Source organism: Halioglobus maricola, assembly GCF_009388985.1.
Classification (GTDB): Bacteria; Pseudomonadota; Gammaproteobacteria; order Pseudomonadales; family Halieaceae; genus Halioglobus; species Halioglobus maricola.
In genome coordinates this window covers 1,471,574-1,490,851 of sequence record NZ_CP036422.1, presented here as the reverse complement: position 1 = coordinate 1,490,851, position 19,278 = coordinate 1,471,574, and the positions used below count along the sequence as shown (strand labels likewise).

Sequence of the window (19,278 nt, the reverse complement as noted above, 5' to 3'; positions counted from 1 at the left end):
ACCTAGTTCCTAAGCTCGGCTTTATAGTTTTTCTCCAGCGAATCAACCACTTGGTCAACAGCCAGATTCACGTCATGGTCGCTAAGAGTGCGTGAAGAATCCCGGAATGTCAAACCTAAAGCCAGACTTTTCCGTTTAGGATCAATACCTTTGCCCTCATAGACATCAAAGAGGGTTAAGTCTGTGAGGTAAGTACCCGCTGAGGCTCGAACATTTGCCATGAGCTCTCCTGCGGGCACCGCCTTGTCCACGAGTACCGCCAGATCGCGGCGAACTTCAGGGAATTTCGAGAGTTCCGCGAAGACCGGCAGCTCCGCCTGTAGCACGGCAGACAAGGTAATCTCAGCAACATAAACCGCGCCACTCACACCCAGCTCTTTGGCTACAGAAGGGTGCAAAGCGCCGATATAGCCGACCGTTTCCTCATCCCGGGTAATCATCGCTGTCTGCCCAGGGTGGAGGGCATCGCGTTTACCGGGTACGAAGCCGAAGGTGTCCATGGCACGCGTCAACGCCAGCAGGCCCTGTACATCGCCCTTCAGGTCGAAGAAGTCGACCGGACGCGAGGCCTCAGCCCAGCCCTCTTCCAACTTGTCGCCTGTGACCACCATGGCCAGGGTGGGAACCTGAACAAGCCCCTCATCGCCGGGCAGGAAGCGCAAGCCGGTTTCGAACAGGCGCACGCGCGGCTGCTGCCGCTTGGTGTTGCGAGTCAGCGCGGTGAGCAGGCCTGGCAGCAGGCTTGTGCGCATCACCGCCATATCGGCAGAAATAGGGTTGGCCAGTGCCACCGGCTCCAGTGCAGGATCAAAGAGTTTCTGTAGAGAGGGATCGACGAAACTGTAGGTGATAGCTTCCTGATATCCCGCCGCGGCGAGATGTTGGCGCAAGCTGCGAATACCCAGCTGCGTCTCACGCCTCTCAGGCAGAATCAGGTCTGCCTTGATATGGCTAACAGGCAAGCGATTGTAGCCATAGACACGCGCCAGTTCTTCCAGCAAGTCCGCCTCGATAGCAATATCAAAGCGCCAGCTGGGCACTGTACAGCGCCAGCCATCTTCGGTGATGGTCACACCCAGGCCGAGGCCAGCGAGAATGCGTTCTACTTCTGCTGCATCCATTTCGAAGCCGAGTACTTTCTGGATACGCGCCGCACGAAGGGTGACATCCGGGCGCACCGGCAAGTGTTCTTCGCTCACGGTTTCACACAAGGGGCCTGCGTCGCCACCGACGGTATCGAGGAGCAATTGAGTCGCGCGCTCCATCGCTCTGGTTTGCAGGGTAAAGTCCACACCGCGCTCAAAGCGATGCGACGCATCGGTATGCAGGCCGTAAGAGCGAGCCTTGCCAGCCATCAGTTCCGGCGTAAAGAACGCCATCTCCAGGAACAGGTCAGTGGTGGTTTCGGACACGGCAGTGCCCTGCCCGCCCATAATGCCAGCCATGGCCACGGCTTTGTCGTGATCCGCGATCACCAGGGTGTCGCTGTTGAGCTCCAGGGTCTGGCCATCCAGCAGTTCCAGCGCTTCGCCCTGCTCTGCCAGGCGCACGCGAATGCCGCCCGACAGCTTGTTGTAGTCGAAGGCGTGCATGGGCTGGCCCAGTTCCATCATCACGTAGTTGGTGACATCCACCACCGCGTCGATAGAGCGCAGCCCCACTCGGCGCAGCTTCTCCTGCATCCACAGTGGGCTCGGTTTGCTGACATCGATACCGCGAATGACACGGCTGACGAAACGGGAACAACGCTCAGGTTCGACCAGCTCTACCGGGAAGCTCTCCTGATGGCTGGGTTCTATGGCAGTGATTACCGGGGCACTTACTGCCACATCATTCAGCAGGCCTACTTCACGGGCGATACCAGCCACGCCGAGGCAATCGGCGCGGTTCGGAGTAAGGCCAATCTCAATGACCCGATCGTCGAGGCCCAGGTAGTCGCGAATATCGCTGCCAACAGGTGCATCCGCCGCCAGCTCCATAAGCCCGTCGCTTTCTTCAGACAGGCCCAATTCTTGTTCGGCGCAGAGCATGCCGAAAGACTCAACACCTCGCAGCTTCGCTTTCTTGATTTTGAAGTTGCCGGGCAGCACACCACCGACGGTCGCCAGCGGCGCCTTCAGCCCAGCGCGCGCGTTCGGCGCTCCGCACACGATCTGCACTGTTTCACTGCCGGTGTTCACCTCACAGACGCGCAACTTGTCTGCGTCGGGGTGTTGTTCAGCAGAAACGATCTCGGCCACGACCACACCGGTGAATTCCCCGGCTACAGGGTCGATTGCATCGACTTCGAGGCCCGCCATGGTGATCTGGTGGGCGAGGTCTTCGGTATTGATTTCAGGGCTTACCCATTCGCGCAGCCACTGTTCACTGATAATCACTTTTTACTTACTCCAGAATACGGTGGCTTAGAACTGCTCGAGGAAACGCAGGTCATTGTCGAAGAACAGGCGCAGGTCATTTACCCCATAGCGCAGCATGGCCAGACGCTCCACCCCCATACCGAAGGCAAAGCCAGAGTATTTCTCCGGATCGATATTAGAGTATTCCAGTACCTTGGGATGCACCATGCCGCAGCCCAGCACTTCCAGCCAGCCGGTGTGGCTGCACACGCGGCAGCCTTCGCCGCCGCAATTCACGCATTGAATGTCCACTTCAGCCGACGGTTCAGTGAAGGGGAAGAAAGACGGGCGGAAGCGCACTTCCAGGTCCTTCTCGAAGAACACCTGCAGGAAGCGCTCAATAAGGCCTTTAAGGTCTGCGAAACTCGATTGCTCGTCGATCAGCAGCCCTTCCACCTGGTGGAACATCGGCGAATGGGTCAGGTCCGAGTCGCAGCGGTAGACGCGGCCCGGGCAGATGATTTTCAGGGGCGGTTGCTGGCTTTCCATCACCCGCACCTGGACCGGCGAGGTGTGAGTGCGCAGCACAGTGTGTTCGTCCACGTAGAAGGTGTCGTGCATGGCACGTGCTGGGTGGTGGGCGGGAATATTGAGCGCCTCAAAGTTGTGGTAGTCGTCCTCTACTTCAGGGCCTTCGACAACCTCGAAACCAATCGCCGCAAAGAAGGCTTCCATCCGCTCCATCGTGTGCGTCACCGGGTGAATACCGCCGGTGGTCTGGCCGCGGCCAGGCAGGGTCACGTCGATGGTTTCAGCAGCCAGCTTGGCCTCCACCGCAGCGGCTTCCATCCCACTTTTGCGTTCACCGATCAGGTCCTGCAGTTCCTGCTTGACCACATTGATCTGGGCGCCGGCCTTGGGCCGGTCCTCTGGCGACAGCTTGCCCAGGCCTTTCAGCAGGCCGGTGATCTGGCCTTTCTTACCCAGGTAGTCAACACGCAGCTGTTCCAGTGCAGGGCCGTCTGAGGCGGCTTCAATGGCGGCTTTTGCTTCTGCTGCCAGAGTCTCGAGGTTTTCCATTAAATCGGTCTCGTTAAATAAAAGAAAAGGGAAAGAGCAGAACCCTTTCCCTTTTGGTTTTCCAGTGTAGCCAGCGATGCCGCGGCAAGTTTCACCGCAGCGGGGGTGGGCTTAGGCCAGTTGGGCCTTCGCTTGCTCCACGATCGCTGTAAACGCCTGCTTGTCATGCACAGCCAGGTCCGCCAATACGCGACGGTCCAGGGCAATGTCAGCCTTCTTAAGGCCATTGATCAAGCGGCTATAGCTCAGGCCATTGGCACGAGACTGGGCATTGATGCGAGTGATCCACAGCGCGCGGAACTGACGCTTGCGCTGACGGCGGTCACGGTATGCATATTGGCCAGCCTTGGTAACGGCTTGCTTGGCAACACGGAAGACACGGCTACGGGCACCATAGTAACCCTTGGCCTGCTTCAAGATTTTCTTGTGACGGCGATGAGCCACCACACCACGTTTTACGCGAGGCATAAGTCTACTCCTTTCCTATTTACCGTTACTTCGTTTTCATCATGCGATCGATCAGAACTTCATCATTCTTATGAATCATGGAGGTTCCGCGAAGCTGACGCTTACGTTTGGTGGTCATTTTAGTCAGGATGTGACTCTTGTGTGCGCTCTTGCGCTTGTAGCCGCCAGCAGTCTTTTTAAACCGCTTGGCCGCACCACTGTGAACTTTTGCTTTTGGCATAATCAAATACTCCGCATTCGCAAATAATAAAATTAAAGAAACTGGGGCGTCACAAGCCTTCAGTTCTTCTTCTTAGGGGCAATAACCATAGTGAGCTGTCGGCCTTCCATTTTCGGGAATTGCTCGACACCACCCAACTCGGCCAGATCAGCTTCTACTCGTTTGAGTAGCTCCATGCCAATTTCCTGGTGAGCCATTTCACGCCCGCGAAAACGCAGGGTGACTTTGGCCTTATCGCCGTTTTCAAGGAAACGTGTCAGGTTGCGTAGTTTTACCTGATAATCTCCCTCTTCCGTCCCTGGACGAAACTTCATTTCTTTGATTTGAGTCCGCTTGGCCTTTTTCTTCTGGGCCGCTTTCTGCTTCTTCGCTTCAAAGATGTGCTTACCGTAGTCCATCACTTTACAGACTGCGGGGTCGGAATCAGCAATCAAAACCAGATCCATGCTGGCAGCTTCTGCCGCCGCCTTGGCTTCAGCCAGGGACACAATGCCCACCTGCTCGCCTTCGGCACCTACAAGGCGGACCGGGTCCGCGGTTATCTGGTCGTTCGTCAGCGCCTTCTTGGCGGCACCTTTGCTGTCTCTCTTAATGCTGATTCTCCATTATTCCATTGCAATACGGCCACGCTGCGCAACATCCTCGGTAAGGAGCGTTTCAAACGCATCGAGATCCATGGATCCCAGGTCCTTACCGCGACGCGCGCGCACGGCCACTTGGTTCGATTCGACTTCTTTATCCCCTACTACGAGTAGGTAAGGGACCTTCTGAATCGTAAGCTCGCGGATTTTAAAGCCGATCTTTTCATTTCTCAAGTCCGAAATGACCCTGAAACCCTTGTTTTTTAAGGAATCTTCCACAGATTTGGCATATTCGGCGTGTTTGTCGGTGATATTTATCACCGCAGCCTGTGTTGGCGCCAGCCAGGTGGGGAAAATTCCCTCGTAATGCTCGATCAAAATACCGATAAATCGCTCAAATGACCCCAAAATGGCCCGATGCAGCATCACCGGCACCTGGCGGGTGCCATCTTCGGCCACATATTGCGCATCCAGGCGCCCCGGCATGGAGAAATCCACCTGAACCGTCCCCAGCTGCCACACCCGGCCGATACAGTCCTTGAGTGAGAATTCGATCTTGGGCCCGTAAAACGCGCCCTCCCCGGGGAGTTCTTCCCAGGGCAGATTCTGGGCATCGAGGGCATCGGCCAGTGCTTTTTCTGCTCGATCCCAGTCGGTGTCGGAACCCACCCGCTGCTCAGGGCGCGTGGACAGACGGTAGATCACATCGGTGAAGCCGAAGTCCTCATACACTGAGTGGAGGAAGTCGATAAAGACGGACACTTCGTCCTGAATCTGGTCCTCGGTACAGAATATGTGCGCATCGTCCTGGGTAAAGCCGCGGACACGCATAATGCCATGCAGTGAGCCGGATGGTTCGTTGCGATGACATGAGCCAAACTCTGCCAGCCGCAGAGGCAAGTCGCGGTAGGATTTGAGGCCCTGGTTAAACACCTGAACATGGCAGGGGCAGTTCATAGGCTTGACGGCGAACGCCTTATCTTCAGTGTTCAACATGAACATGTCGTCGCCAAATTTGTCGGCGTGCCCGGAGCGCTCCCAAAGGGACATGTCTACCAGCTGCGGGGTCTTGATCTCCTCGTAGCCGTTGAGCCGCTGTTGCTCGCGCATATATTGCTCGATGGTCTGGTAAACGCTCCAGCCTGGAGGATGCCAGAACACCATTCCCGGGGCCTCTTCCTGGGTGTGGAACAGCCCCAGTTTCTTGCCGATCTTGCGATGGTCGCGCTTTTCCGCTTCTTCTATACGGTTCAGATACGCTTTGAGCGCTTTCTTATTGGTCCAGGCAGTGCCATAGACCCGTTGCAACATTTCATTATTGGAATCGCCACGCCAGTAGGCGCCTGCAACCTTGGTCAGTTTAAAGGCCTTGAGCTTGCCGGTGCTGGGGACGTGAGGGCCGCGGCACAGGTCCATCCAGGCGCCCTGCCGGTACAGGCTGATTTGCTCGCTCTCGGGCAGGTCTTCAATGATTTTGACCTTGTAGCGTTCACCCATGTTGCGGAAAATTTCGATCGCCTTCTCGCGGCTGCACTCAATGCGCTCGATGGTGAGATCCTGTGCAGCGATTTCCTCCATCCGCTTTTCGATCTTTTCCAGATCCTCTGGCGTGAAGTTGTTACCTGTGTGGAAGTCGTAATAGAAACCGTCCTCGATAACAGGACCGATCGTGACTTGTACACCGGGGAACAATTGCTGGGTTGCCTGAGCAAGCAAGTGCGCCGTCGAGTGGCGGATAATTTCCAGAGCGGCGTCATCGCGCTCAGTGATAATCGCCAGTGACGCATCCTGTTCAATCAGGTGAGAGGTATCTACTTCGCTACCATCAACAACGCCCGCGAGGGCAGCCTTGGCCAGCCCCGGACCGATATCAGCGGCGACATCGTGCACAGAAACCGCGTTATCGAAAGAACGTTGGGAGCCATCAGGCAGGGTAACAACAGGCATGAGCTTTCCTTGGGTCAGTGGTGGCCCCTACTAAAGGCCACGTGAAATAGAGGGCGCGCATTCTAACATAGGAAGAGCGGGGGCGGTCACCCCCCGGGGGATCATTTGCGCAGCTTGGGTTTGACCCTGGCTTTAGCCTTGGTTTTTCTCGCAGGCGTCTTGCGCTTTTTCTTCGGCGGTTTCACCGCTGAACGGCTGACTAACCAGTCCGCCGATTCCTGCCAAACGGCCGCCTGCGCCTTACTACCGATGATCACACCCATGTGACCGCCCGGAGCAATGCGAAACTCCTTGTCCTCAGAACCGACCACGTCAACAACTGCACCTGCGACTTCCGGGTGCACCAGGGCGTCCGTCTCACCGGCAAAGGCCAGCAAATTACACTTGATCTTGTTCAGCGATACGACAACATCCCGGATGACAACCTGGCCCTTGGCCATCTGGTTCTCACTGACACTGCCGGCGAGGTCCTTCACCACCCCGCCCGGATAGCGCAGCATGTGGTTCAGGTAATCGGATGTGGTGGAATGCGATTCAACAAACTCACGATCAGATAGTCGCGTCATCAGATCCCAGTAAGTGGTGACGCTACCCACGGGGTCCGTCATCTTGAACACGATCGTCGTGGCCCAGTCGGGCATCGACAGCCTCGCGGGATCCAGCGTATTCAGCCGCAAATTGGTGTAGTTGCTCACCAGCTGGGCGGGGCCATCAAGTGCCTGGGCTGCGCCGGCAACCATGCCCACCACGCCCTTGCCACTCTCCAGATCAATCGGGCTGGCCACGGTGATCATGTTGCGAATCCGGGGGTCCTGATTGACGCCCTGATACATCAGGCAGAATAAACCACCCATACACCAGCCCATCAGTGACAGGTCTTCGCTGCCAGAGTGCCGGCGAATCTTGTCCAGCGCTGTCCCCATCATGTCGTTGCAATAGTCGAGCATCCCCAGATGGGCGTGCTCCTTCTGCGGTTTGCCCCAGTCCACCAGGTATACTTTGAAACCACGCGCCACCAGATAGCGCACCAGACTACGCTGCGGCATCAGATCGAACGTTTCGGTAGTCACGCCCAGCGGTGGGATTAGCACCAATGGCACAGCGTGCTGATTGCGCTCGATGGCCATGGTGGAGCCATCAACAAGCTCGATCTCGTCATCTTCAGGTAGATCGTAATAACGCACCGCCATCAGATCGCCGTCATGCACCAACTCGTACCAGGTACGGCCAGACTTGATCAGGGTATCGCGCTTGAATAGCCAATCGACGCTGTTTGCTGTCGATGAAGCCATGCGATGGTTCAGCTCAAGGCCTTTCTTGAGAAATGTTGCTGTGATCTTGTTCATCAGGCCACCTCCCCCGCCGCCAGCAATTCTTCCAGATCCGTCATGGCCTTGCCGAGATAGACAGCCATACGCTGCAGATGTGGCAGCGTGTCGCGGGCACCCGTAAATCCGATATTGAAGTTGCCGTTGTAGCTCACGCAATCCACGCTAAGCGCACTGTGTTGCATCAACGGGGCCAGTGGATAAATCGATTCAAGACGGGCTCCGTTGAAATACAGGGGCTTGTCGGAACCGGCAGTGTTGGAGACCGCCAGATTGTAAAGGGGTGGCACAAACCGGCCCAGCACGCCCAACTGACTCGCGTACAGGGGAGCAGCTCGCAACAAAACATAGGAGGTCACGGCCTCCTCTGGCAAGGATGCACGGTCCTCGCGCACCTCCTGCATAGAGGCCTTAACCGCATCCAGGCGCGCCAGCGGATCGCCAAAGTTGGTCCCCAGGGATACCCGCAAACCGGCAATCGCATTGCCGGCCAGGTGCTGGCTCCGCTCTTGCAGCGAGACGGGCATGATGCCCACCAGCGACTCGTCTGGTAGCGCGTTGTATTCCTTGAAAAATCGACGCAGGGAACTGCCCATCAAATAGGTGAGCATCTCATTGACAGTGCTATCGGTGGCCTCTGCCAGTGCTTCGATCCGCGCCTGCTCAATCTCCTGAGTAGCGAAGCGGCGCTGGGCATTGATATGCCGATTCAAGGTGGAGCGAGGGGTTCCGCGCGGGAAGATAAAGCTGTTACGTTCGCTTGGTTGCACCGCTGCCCGGGCCATGTCCACTACTGCACGCCCGAGTGCGCCGGCGGAATCCAGGGTACCTTCCAGGCCACTGGAACCCAGGTCATCCATAAGGTCACCCGATTCAACAGCAGACAGCGGCACTGTCCACAACGGGGAAACATTGCGTGCGCGAGCACTGCTGGCCAGGGTAGAGAGCAGCGCAGGGACACCATTGACCGCCTCCACCAGCGCGTGATGAATCTTGATGTAAAACGCGAAACGATTATTTTCCAGCCCCTCGATGAGGTGGAATTCCCACAATGGGCGGGCACGATCCAGAGCGTTGCTGTGGAGGCGCGAAATCATGCGGCCCAGTTCGCGCTCACCACCAGGTTCGGGTAGCGCAGAGCGACGGAAATGATAGTCCAGCTCGAAATCAGGATCTTCACTCAGCTTACGGACCACACCGCGGCTTACGCGACAATTCCAGGGCGCAACGGCTTCAGTCGCTCGCAGTTCGTCGGCCAGATCGGCAAAGTAACTTGCAGTTGCTCTGGCTGGTTTCTGGAAGGTTGCCAGGACGCCGACATGCATCGGTGTGTCCGGGGTTTCCATCATAAGCCATACCGCGTCCAGCGGCTTCAGCTTGCTTGCAGACATATGTCAGGGCTCTTGCACCAAAATTGGCCGCCTATTATAGCAGCGTTAGAGCCACCAGACATTTACCTCCCCGGCTATAAATGCACACGGCCAGAGCGCTCGGCACTGACGACGTAGCGCAGAGGGCCATCGCTTTCCAGGCTGTCAAAAGGGAAGCACGTAACGAGCAACAACCTGTCGGCCTGTTCGCCTACACGCAGCGGCTCTTCACGGGCATTCACCACCTCCATAGAAGTCACCCGATAGTGCAGCATGCGGCCATCACCCAACATCACTTCCAGCTCGGTTCCCGGTTCGACGCGCTCGAGAAAGCGGAAGTGTGTATCCCGGTGACCACCAAGCACCACTTCCCCGGGCCCGCCCAGAGGAGCGGAAGCAGCACTGTGACCAGGCCCGAACGCTAGCGCATTGCCACTGTCACCTGCGAGCACCATACGGCTTACCGCCATCGCGGGCACTCGCAAGCGGGCGACTGGCCAGGTGTCCGCCCAGGGCCAGGGGCGAACTGCCGCGCCGCCCTGCGCCTGACTCTGCACAAAGGCCCGCTCCAATAACACCGGTGCCAGCCATGCCTTGAAATTTATCACCGCTGCACCGCCCAATTGTTGCAACGCCACCAGCAGCAAGAGTGGCCACACCGCTCGCAAAAGTACATCAGGCATCGTGCTCCTCCTGGCGGGTCGCCCGCAGCACGAGGGCGGCAAAAAGCAGCAACGTTCCCAACCAGAGTTTCGCCGGGCCGGTAGTAGCGGTTTGCGGGTATGCGTATGTTGCACCGGCCTGCCCTTGCGGCCGGGAGTTGGCGACAGGACCGCTGTGCAAGTCATCTTTCTGCGGGCGGGAAACCTGCTGCTCCAGCGCCACAAAGCTGGTGTAAGGGCTTAGTAGACTGTGTTCCAACGCCAGCGGCAATACCTTGGCTTTCACCGTGGCCTCATTCGCCCCCCGTGTTTTCTCATCGAGCAATCCGGCGATTTTCCGGCGCGCCCATATAGAAGCGACACCGTCGTGACTGGCTACACGCTGCGGGTCTGCACCGGCAAAGCTCAATTCGCGCTGCCACGCCTGTCCGGCTATCGCGCCCTGGATGCCAATCTCTTGCAGCGGCAATTGCTCACCGAAGTTCACCGCGAGCAACAAGGGTTCGCCCGCATAGAGGTCGGGTACCCGCTGCGGCCACATCTGCGCACCCGCAGGTAAATCCACCGCCAAACCGACCGCCACCGGGCTGGACAACTGTCGGAACAGGTGCGTCATCTTGTCACCGACCTGCTGGACATCGCCTATATAGGTAAATGTGCCTCGGCCAAACTCCGCCGCCTTGCGCATAAACCAGTTGTTGGGAGCCGATCCTATACCTACCGTAAACAGGCGACTGGGGCCAAGCGTGTGCTGAATTTCTGCAAACAACGCCTCTTCGTTGCCAACCGCGCCATCGGTGATAAAGACAACCTGGCGCAACGCCGCATGGGGGCTGAGTTCATCCCCTTCGGCCTCATGCAACAACGCCGCCTGCATTGCCGGCATCATTTCGGTGCCGCCGCTGGCGCTGAGATGACGCACAAACTCTGATGCTCGCTGCACATTGTGTGCGCTCGCAGCAACCGCTCTGGGGAACAGCTTGCGATAATTGCTGTTGAAGGCGATCACATTGAAACTGTCCTCCGGCCGCAACATACGCAGAGCCTGCTGCAGGCTTTCGCGCGCCTGCCGAATTGAGACACCACCCATTGAGCCTGATGTATCGACGACAAATATCATCTCCCTCGCAGGTGCTGGTTGGGCTTGCTCAACCGCGGGTGGCACGACCATCAACAGACCGAAATACTCCTGCCCTACCTTCTCCGTAAACAGCGCCGCGGCCGGTTCACTGCCTGTCACTGGACGCCACTCCAGCACGTAGTCACGATCCATCTCTGCCTTGCCCGCCGCCAGACTCACATCGTAAACCCCCGCGCGACGACTCAGCGCGATATCGTGAAAGGGCGACTCTACGCCCGCCAGCGGCATGCCAGGATCGAGGCGCACGGTGATCACAATCGGATTATGCGGCGCGCTGTCGCTACCAGGTGCAGCATGTTGCAGTGGCGTAATCGCCGGCGCATCAGGCACCTGATCCGTGGGCATCGCCCAGCCGTGATCGGGTAACACATCCAGCGTGGCCTCGGCTGTGAACGTCTCGTCCTGCTGCGGCACGCCCGGGATGTAGCGCGTGGTGATTGTGGTGGGCAGGCGCAGGGAGAACACACCATCGCGATAGCTGATTGATTGCACATACTCCAGCGTCACCTCCAATTCTTCGCCCGGGGCGATGTTCGCCACGCGATTGCTGAACAGGTTGGGCCGATGCTGCTCGACCAGCGACGCTTTCTTACCGACCTGCTTCGCCTGGGTGTAGGCCTTGCGCGCAGCCTCACGCTCACGAATCTCGCCCACAATGCGCCGTTCGCCAATACGCATCTCCATGGCTCGTACAGCTGCGGTTTCAGGCAAAGGAAAGGCGTATACACCCTCTTGCCATTGCGTCGTGGGATTGCTGAATACCTGTTTTAAAGTCACCACGGCAATCATCCCCGACACCGCTACTGATGCGCTGCTGCCATGCAGCACTGCCGGCTGGTAAGCAGATGAACCGCCGCGCAGGTAGAGCTGACCCGCCTGGGCATCATTAGGCGAGACCTCCTCGATCGGGCTTGCCTTGACGCTTAGACTAGACAGCATCAACAGCACTACAGAAGCTACAACCACCATGGGCAGGCAGCGAAAGCAAAGCCAGAGTAGTGGACCACCGAAACTTGAAACATCCCGCCGCAGGGGTGCCGCTGATTGATACGCTTTCATAACAGGTTCTCCATATTTGAGTCCCTGTATTTAAATCACCCGAGGTGGCAAAGCCGCGCCCCGATGTGGCATTGCCCTGATCAATTATGATGAATTGTGGCGAGCGCTTGAGCTATCGCGGGATATTTGAAACCATCCATGGATGCCGCAACACATTGCCATCGTCGAAGACGAGGCGGCCATAGCCGCCAATTACCGCGATCACCTGGAACGTCAGGGGTTCAATGTGCGCCTGTATCCGGACCGCCAGCAGGCAGCCACCGCATTTGCCATGAACCTGCCAGACCTGGCGATCATAGATATCGGCCTGGGTGACGAAATGGAGGGCGGCTTCGAGCTTTGCCGTGAACTGCGGGCGCGCTCCGCGGAACTTCCCATCGTGTTCCTCACCGCGCGCGACTCCGAGCTGGACATTATTTCCGGACTCCGCCTGGGAGCGGACGAATACCTCACCAAGGACATCAGCCAGGCCCAACTCCTTGCACGGATACACGCCCTGCTGCGCCGGGTCCGCGCGCTGGCAAGCCCGGAGAAAAAAGATGACATCGTGCGTCAGGGCGAGCTGGAACTGAATAGAGAGCGTATGACCGTGCTCTGGAAAGCACAGGCGCTGGATCTCACGGTGACAGAATTCTGGATGGTGCACGCTCTGGCACTGCACCCCGGTCATGTGAAATCCAGACAGCAGCTCATGAACAGCGCGGATGTGGTGCTGGATGACAACACCATTACCTCGCATATCAAGCGGATCAGACGAAAATTCCAGGGTGTGGACGATCGGTTCCAGCACATCGAAACGGCCTACGGCGTGGGTTATCGATGGAAAGGCTGACCTTCAGCCTGCGCAGACAACTGATTATTGTCGCGCTGCTGCTGCTAACTTTGCCCTGGGCAGGTTGCCAGTTCATTCGTGAAATGGAAGGCGCGCTGCGCCACGGCCAGGAGCAGACACTGCAGGCCACGGCCCAGGCCGTGGCTGCGGTGGTCGGGGCCGATAGCCGCTCGATATACCCTGCACCCGAGCGCATCGACGCGCCACCGGAACAACGCCCCAACATCCACGCCCACCCCGCCGAAATACGCATTCCTGTGGACGGCTATGCCGAGGGCTGGGAAGACATTCCCGGCCTACAGCTGCGCAGCGACGCGGGCGACCTCGCCATGCACATCAAGGCCCAGACCCGGGGCGACAGCCTATTCCTGCTGGTACAGGTGCAAGACAGCGACGTGATTTACCACAACCCCGGCTTGTCGCGAGAGCCGAATGGCGACCGCTTGATGATTCGCACCTGGCAGGACGGCAGGCGTCAGGACTATGTCATGGCCACCGCGGCGCCAGGCAGTATGCGCGGCCGTGCCGCCAGCCGCCGCACTCGCGGAATGGACCCAGGGCGAATTCGCGGCTACTGGCAAGACGCCATGAACGGATACAGTATTGAACTGGAAATGCCCCTGAAAATGACTGGCGGGAGGCTGGGGCTCTACATCAATAACGTGAGTCACGGCGAAGGCAGTCCGGTAACCACCCTGGGGAATATCGCGCCGCTGAAAACGACCTCACCCCCGTGGTTGATCTACACCTCGGATGCACTGCAGCAAGCCCTTGCGCTGTTTGACAACCAGCGCCTTGAAATCCAGGTGGCTGATAACAGTCGATGGCTGCTGGCGAGTACAGGGTCAGCCCGCCACAAGGCTGACGACAACACATTCTGGTTGCTGCGCCTGCTGTACCGCAGCATTCTCGCTGAAGAAACATTGCCTCCGCCCCCAGTCACTGACCAGGCAGGAAAGGCGGCACAAACGCTGGTGGAAGATGCTCTTTCCGGCGGGCCTGGCAATCTCAGGTTTCGTGAACCGGGCAGTACCACCCGTAGCCAGTTGGTCGCAACCGCACCAGTGAAGAACGAGGATGGCATCATCGGCGCCATCATCATCACCCAGAGCGGCGAACAGTACCTCTCTCTGACCGACCAGGCGTTCAGCCGCCTGCTGGGCTATAGCCTGCTGGCCCTGGGCACAGGCATCCTGGGCCTGCTCGCCTACGCCAGCTTGCTGTCCTGGCGAATAAGGCGCCTGAATGAGGCGGCGCACAAAGTGATCGCCTCGGACGGCGCTATTCAGGGACAATTCCCACGCAGTCGGGCTCCCGACGAAATCGGCGAACTGTCCCGGGCCTATGCCGACCTGCTCGAACGACTGCGGGAGTACAACGACTATCTGCGCACCCTCAGTCGCAAGCTCGCACACGAGCTGCGCACTCCGATCGCCGTCATCCAGACCTCACTGGAAAACCTCGAACACAGCGCGGGCGGCCCACAGCAGGGCACGGTATATCTGGCCCGTGCACGGGAAGGTCTGGACCGATTGAAGTCCATCCTCACCGCCATGAGCGAAGCAAATCGACTGGAAGAGAGTGTCCGCACCAACCCCCTGCACGCAATGGACCTTGCGCCTTTGCTTGAGGAAATCAGTGATGCCTACGGGGATGTCTACGCCGAGCACAAGATCACACTCAACCTCGAGGTTGAAAGCGCTGAAGCCGAGACCGCCCCAGAATTACTAGCCCAGGCACTGGACAAAATACTCGACAATGCGGCCTCATTCGCGCCCGCCGGCTCAACGATCCAGTTAGACCTTTCGGAGCAGCCTGCGCACTGGGTTATTGCAATGAGCAACGAGGGCCCCGCCCTGCCCCACAATTTGCGCGATCGCTTGTTCGAGCCCATGGTCTCCCTGCGCGAGCGTGAAAGCGACAATGTGCACCTGGGGCTGGGGCTGCACGTGGTGCGCTTGATCAGCGACTACCATGGCGGCTATGTAAGGGCGGAGAACATTGCTGGCGGTGTGCGTTTCTCGATCTTGTTACCAAAACACGCGCAGCAATAAAAAAGGGCCTCTAAAGAGGCCCTTTTCGTATCAGTGACTGCAGTCTTACTGCGGGCCACTCGGCGTGGTCAACTTATCCATCACCTGATCCAGCGAGAAGCTCGCGGCCTTCTGGCGCGGCGGATACTTCTTGAATGTCTCCAGGAACTGACCCACATAGGCTTGCGCTGGTACCAGCAGGAATGCGCGATCCAGCAGCCAGTCGTAGTAAGTGTTCGAGGTGATCGGCGCGCGCTCGTAAGGGTCACGACGCAGATTCAGAATCAAGGGCACGCGCAGTGGCACGAACGGCTCCATCCAAACGCGGAACGTTCCCTCTGTCTTCTGCTCCATGAAGATCATTTTCCAGTCCTGGTAGCGCAAGGCTGTCAGGTCACCGTCGTCGGAGAAGTAGAAGATCTCATTGCGAGGCCCGCCAGCTTCCTGACCCGTCAGATGTGGGAGGAAGTTATAGCCGTCCAGGTGCACTTTGTAGCGGCGGCCTATGGCGCGGTGGCCTTTCAGCAGCTTGTCCTTGACATCAGCTTCGCCCGCGGCGGCAAGAAATGTCGGCATCCAATCCATGTGGTGCATGATCTCGTTAGAGACAGAACCGGCTTCGATATTGCCGGGCCAGCGCACCATGGACGGCACACGCCAACCGCCTTCCCAGTTGGTGTTTTTCTCACCACGGAACGGCGTAGCGGCCGCGTCTGGCCAGGTGTTGTAGTGCGGACCATTATCCGTTGAGTAAAACACGATGGTGTTGTCGGCAATGCCAAGTTCATCGAGTTTATCCAGGAACAGTCCAATGTGAGCATCGTGTTCCAGCATGCCGCAGGTATACATATCGGCGCGTGGATACTGCTCTTTACACCACTTCATCTTCTCGTCGGAAACGTGAGTGCGGAAATGCATCCGGGTCCCGCTCCACCAGACGAAGAAGGGTTTGCCTTCGGCGTGGGCCTTCTCGATGAACTTGATCGCCTCGGCGGAGGTATCGTCATCGACAATTTCCATGCGCTTCTTGGTCAGCGGGCCAGTGTCTTCAATCTTGCCATCGGCGGAGGAGCGAATCACACCGCGAGGGCCGAACTTCTTACGAAACTCAGGATTGGTGGGATAGTCTTCGTTTTCGGGTTCTTCCTCTGCATTCAAGTGATAGAGGTTGCCGTAAAACTCATCAAAACCGTGGTTGGTGGGAAGGTGCTCGTCGCGATCACCGAGGTGATTCTTGCCAAACTGGCCCGTGGCATAGCCGTGATTCTTCAGCAGGCCCGCAATGGAAGGGTCTTCTTCCCGCATGCCCAGGTCAGCGCCGGGCAGGCCCACTTTACTGAGCCCGGTACGGAACACTGACTGTCCCATGATGAAGGAGGATCGACCGGCGGTACAGCTCTGCTCACCGTAGTAGTCAGTAAACAGCATGCCTTCATTGGCGATGCGGTCGATATTTGGCGTGGTGTACCCCATGACGCCCCGAGTGTAGGCACTGATGTTGGACTGGCCCACATCATCGCCCCACACCACAAGGATATTGGGTTTGTCAGCGGCCTGGGTTCCTAGCGCGAGACACGCGAGAGTTCCGGCCACCAACGATTTGGTGTATTTCAGCATTTAAAGCTCCTTCAGATAACTGGCGGGAATGACCTTCCCATGGTGAATATAGACCACTCTCGCCAGCACGCAATAATAATCACCCTTGATTGTCGCTGGGGGTCATGTCGCTGTCGTCACACGCCATGTGCCCGCTGGCCAACCCTCCCTAGGATGGAGTCAATACCACAGGAGGAGACCCAAATGGCAAGTGTCGCAATTCCAAGAAATCCGCGCCCCCATCAACCGTTGGACAAGAAAAACGGCCAGGATGGCAGGAAGCAAAGGTTAATCGAACGGATCGCCCGGGGAGACCTTCACGGCGCCGAATCGGTCCGTCAAGAGATACGTGACGAGTATGCTGCGCGGGTGACCAAGACAGCGCCAGTGGAGTCAGCTAACGGAGAACTGAGTTTCGTCAGCTGGCGCAATAGTGAAGGTGAAATCGAGACTCTGGAAATGACCGCTACGCGCGAGGCCAAGGCCTACTTCAAAGAGGTGATGGCTAAAGAGCGTTTCTACTAGGCAGCGCACGGCGAGGGGAACTAACCGTTCCCCATAAAGGCCTTCTGCTTGATCTCCGCGACCTGGTCGCGGAGCGCGGCAGCTTCCTCGAACTCCAGGTTCTTGGCGTGTTCCTGCATCTGGTTCTCCAGCTGCTTGAGCTTACGGGACAGCGCGGCAGGTGAGAGGTTGGCGATCTCGGCACCAAATGCCAGCTTCGGCTCTGCCACGTTTTTCGCCTTGGCCTTGCCCTTGGTGGGCATACGCCGGGCACCTTCCATAATGTCCTGAACTGATTTTTCCACCCCCCGCGGCGTGATGTCGTGCTCGAGGTTGTGCTTCATCTGCAACTCCCGGCGCCGCTCGGTTTCAGCCATCGCTCGCTCCATCGAGCCAGTGATCCGGTCGGCATAGAGAATCGCGCGGCCGTTGAGGTTACGCGCTGCCCGGCCAATGGTCTGAATAAGAGACCGGTCTGAGCGCAAAAAGCCCTCTTTATCCGCATCGAGTATCGCCACCAGCGAGACCTCTGGCATATCCAGGCCCTCCCGCAACAGGTTGATACCCACCAGCACATCGAACTCTCCGAGACGCAGATCGCGAATAATTTCAACCCGCTCCACCGTGTCGATATCGGAGTGTAAGTAACGCACCCGCACCCCATGATCGCTAAGATATTCTGTCAGGTCTTCGGCCATACGCTTGGTGAGAGTCGTAACCAATACCCGCTCCCCCAGCTCTACCGTTGTCCGAATTTCGCCCAGTAAATCGTCCACCTGGGTCGTCGCCGGGCGCACTTCCAGTTCCGGGTCCAACAACCCTGTTGGGCGCACCACCTGCTCAACAACCCGGCCTGCGTGCTCGTCCTCGTACTTGCCTGGCGTGGCAGAGACAAAAATCGCCTGCGGCACCAGCCGCTCCCACTCCTCAAAGCGCAGAGGCCTGTTGTCCAGTGCTGAGGGGAGTCGGAATCCGTATTCCACCAGCGTTTCCTTGCGCGAGCGGTCACCTTTATACATGGCGCCAATCTGCGGAATGGTGACATGCGATTCATCCACGATCACCAGGGCGTTGTCAGGCAGGTACTCGAAAAGGGTGGGAGGTGGTTCGCCCGGCGCGCGGCCCGAGAGGTAACGAGAGTAGTTTTCCACCCCCTGGCAGTAACCCAGTTCGCGAATCATCTCGAGATCGTACTTGGTGCGTTGCCCCAGGCGCTGGGCTTCCACCCTCTTTTCCAGATCCTGCAGCTGATCCAGGCGCACCTCAAGTTCCGCCTCAATCTGGTCCACCGCCTGCAGCATCACTTCCCGTGGCGTCACATAGTGGCTTTTCGGGAAGATCGTCACCCTGGGAATCTTGGCTTCGACGGCGCCGGTAAGGGGATCGAAGATGTAGATATTCTCGATTTCCTCATCGAACAACTCGAGCCGCACCGCCTCGCGCTCAGAATCGGCCGGGAAGATGTCAATCACATCGCCGCGCACCCTGTAAGTCGCGCGGGCAAAGTCCACATCGTTGCGGGTGTACTGCAACTCGGCGAGATGGCGCAAAATCTGGCGTTGATCGATGATCTCGCCGCGTGACACGTGCATGCGCATCTTGTAATAGGAATCGGGATTACCCAGGCCGTAGATGGCCGAGACAGTGGCGACCACCAGGCAGTCGTCCCGCTCCATCAGTGCTTTCGTCGCCGATAGGCGCATCTGCTCAATGTGATCGTTAACCGAGGCGTCCTTCTCGATGAAGGTATCGGACGAAGGCACATAAGCCTCGGGCTGGTAATAGTCGTAATAGGAAACGAAGTACTCGACAGCATTGTTGGGGAAGAACTCCTTGAACTCGCCGTAGAGCTGGGCCGCCAGGGTCTTGTTATGAGCCATCACAATCGTGGGCCGCTGCAGCTTCTCCACCACGTGGGCCATGGTGAACGTCTTGCCCGAGCCCGTGACCCCGAGCAGCGTCTGCGAGGCCAGCCCGGCCTGAAGTCCCTCTACCAACTGGCGAATCGCCTCCGGCTGGTCGCCGGCGGGCTCAAATTTGGACTCTACCTTGAATGGGCGGGACATCGCGGGGCGGCTCTCAGGATCATCAATTAGCCGTTAATTATCATCCACATAG

The 19,278-nt window shown here is 58.0% G+C and carries 15 protein-coding genes; 3 read left to right on the top strand and 12 right to left on the bottom strand.

Annotated features, from left to right (window positions below; all coding sequences use genetic code 11):
• Window positions 1-2 precede the first annotated feature (2 nt).
• The 10 genes from pheT to EY643_RS06675 all read right to left on the bottom strand — a co-directional run bounded on the left by pheT (window position 3) and on the right by EY643_RS06675 (window position 12,195).
• On the bottom strand, window positions 3-2,378 hold the full coding sequence (pheT, locus tag EY643_RS06720; protein WP_152661474.1) for a phenylalanine--tRNA ligase subunit beta: 2,376 nt from the start codon (window positions 2,376-2,378) through the stop codon (window positions 3-5).
• A gap of 27 nt (window positions 2,379-2,405) precedes the next feature.
• Window positions 2,406-3,419, bottom strand: a complete 1,014-nt coding sequence (gene pheS, locus EY643_RS06715) for a phenylalanine--tRNA ligase subunit alpha (protein ID WP_152661473.1) — start codon at window positions 3,417-3,419, stop codon at window positions 2,406-2,408.
• Between the two features lie 111 nt (window positions 3,420-3,530).
• Window positions 3,531-3,887, bottom strand: a complete 357-nt coding sequence (rplT, locus tag EY643_RS06710) for a 50S ribosomal protein L20 (protein WP_152661472.1) — start codon at window positions 3,885-3,887, stop codon at window positions 3,531-3,533.
• A gap of 25 nt (window positions 3,888-3,912) precedes the next feature.
• Window positions 3,913-4,107 carry a 50S ribosomal protein L35 gene (gene rpmI / locus EY643_RS06705; RefSeq protein WP_152661471.1) on the bottom strand — a complete coding sequence of 65 codons (195 nt, stop codon included), beginning with the start codon at window positions 4,105-4,107 and terminating at the stop codon, window positions 3,913-3,915.
• 59 nt (window positions 4,108-4,166) lie between these two features.
• Complete coding sequence (infC, locus tag EY643_RS06700; RefSeq protein ID WP_276612721.1) at window positions 4,167-4,649, bottom strand: translation initiation factor IF-3; 483 nt, start codon at window positions 4,647-4,649, stop codon at window positions 4,167-4,169.
• 63 nt (window positions 4,650-4,712) lie between these two features.
• The gene (gene thrS, locus EY643_RS06695; protein ID WP_152661469.1) at window positions 4,713-6,635 is read right to left on the bottom strand and encodes a threonine--tRNA ligase; all 1,923 of its coding nucleotides are present in this window, start codon (window positions 6,633-6,635) and stop codon (window positions 4,713-4,715) included.
• Between the two features lie 101 nt (window positions 6,636-6,736).
• On the bottom strand, window positions 6,737-7,981 hold the full coding sequence (locus EY643_RS06690; RefSeq protein WP_152661468.1) for an alpha/beta fold hydrolase: 1,245 nt from the start codon (window positions 7,979-7,981) through the stop codon (window positions 6,737-6,739).
• On the bottom strand, window positions 7,981-9,354 hold the full coding sequence (locus tag EY643_RS06685; RefSeq protein ID WP_152661467.1) for a wax ester/triacylglycerol synthase family O-acyltransferase: 1,374 nt from the start codon (window positions 9,352-9,354) through the stop codon (window positions 7,981-7,983). The genes EY643_RS06690 and EY643_RS06685 overlap by 1 nt, the downstream gene beginning before the upstream one ends.
• Window positions 9,355-9,428: 74 nt before the next feature.
• Entirely contained in the window at window positions 9,429-10,016 is a 588-nt protein-coding gene (locus tag EY643_RS06680) for a class GN sortase (protein ID WP_152661466.1), read from the bottom strand.
• On the bottom strand, window positions 10,009-12,195 hold the full coding sequence (locus EY643_RS06675; protein WP_152661465.1) for a marine proteobacterial sortase target protein: 2,187 nt from the start codon (window positions 12,193-12,195) through the stop codon (window positions 10,009-10,011). Before EY643_RS06675 ends, EY643_RS06680 begins: the two co-directional genes overlap by 8 nt.
• 142 nt (window positions 12,196-12,337) lie before the next feature.
• Between EY643_RS06675 and pdsR the strand changes: the two genes are divergently transcribed.
• Window positions 12,338-13,027, top strand: coding sequence for a proteobacterial dedicated sortase system response regulator (gene pdsR, locus EY643_RS06670; protein ID WP_152661464.1), 690 nt, complete (start codon window positions 12,338-12,340; stop codon window positions 13,025-13,027).
• Window positions 13,015-15,081: an ATP-binding protein gene (locus EY643_RS06665; protein WP_152661463.1), complete on the top strand. Its 2,067-nt coding sequence runs from the start codon at window positions 13,015-13,017 to the stop codon at window positions 15,079-15,081. Before pdsR ends, EY643_RS06665 begins: the two co-directional genes overlap by 13 nt.
• Window positions 15,082-15,126: 45 nt before the next feature.
• Here the strand turns inward: EY643_RS06665 and EY643_RS06660 are convergent, their stop codons facing one another.
• The gene (locus tag EY643_RS06660) at window positions 15,127-16,677 is read right to left on the bottom strand and encodes an arylsulfatase (protein ID WP_152661462.1); all 1,551 of its coding nucleotides are present in this window, start codon (window positions 16,675-16,677) and stop codon (window positions 15,127-15,129) included.
• 183 nt (window positions 16,678-16,860) lie between these two features.
• Here EY643_RS06660 and EY643_RS06655 point away from each other — a divergent pair, with 183 nt between their 5' ends.
• A complete protein-coding gene (locus EY643_RS06655; protein ID WP_152661461.1) occupies window positions 16,861-17,181 on the top strand; it encodes a hypothetical protein in 321 nt (106 codons plus the stop codon).
• 20 nt (window positions 17,182-17,201) lie between these two features.
• Here the strand turns inward: EY643_RS06655 and uvrB are convergent, their stop codons facing one another.
• Entirely contained in the window at window positions 17,202-19,226 is a 2,025-nt protein-coding gene (gene uvrB / locus EY643_RS06650; protein ID WP_152661460.1) for an excinuclease ABC subunit UvrB, read from the bottom strand.
• Window positions 19,227-19,278: the final 52 nt, after the last annotated feature.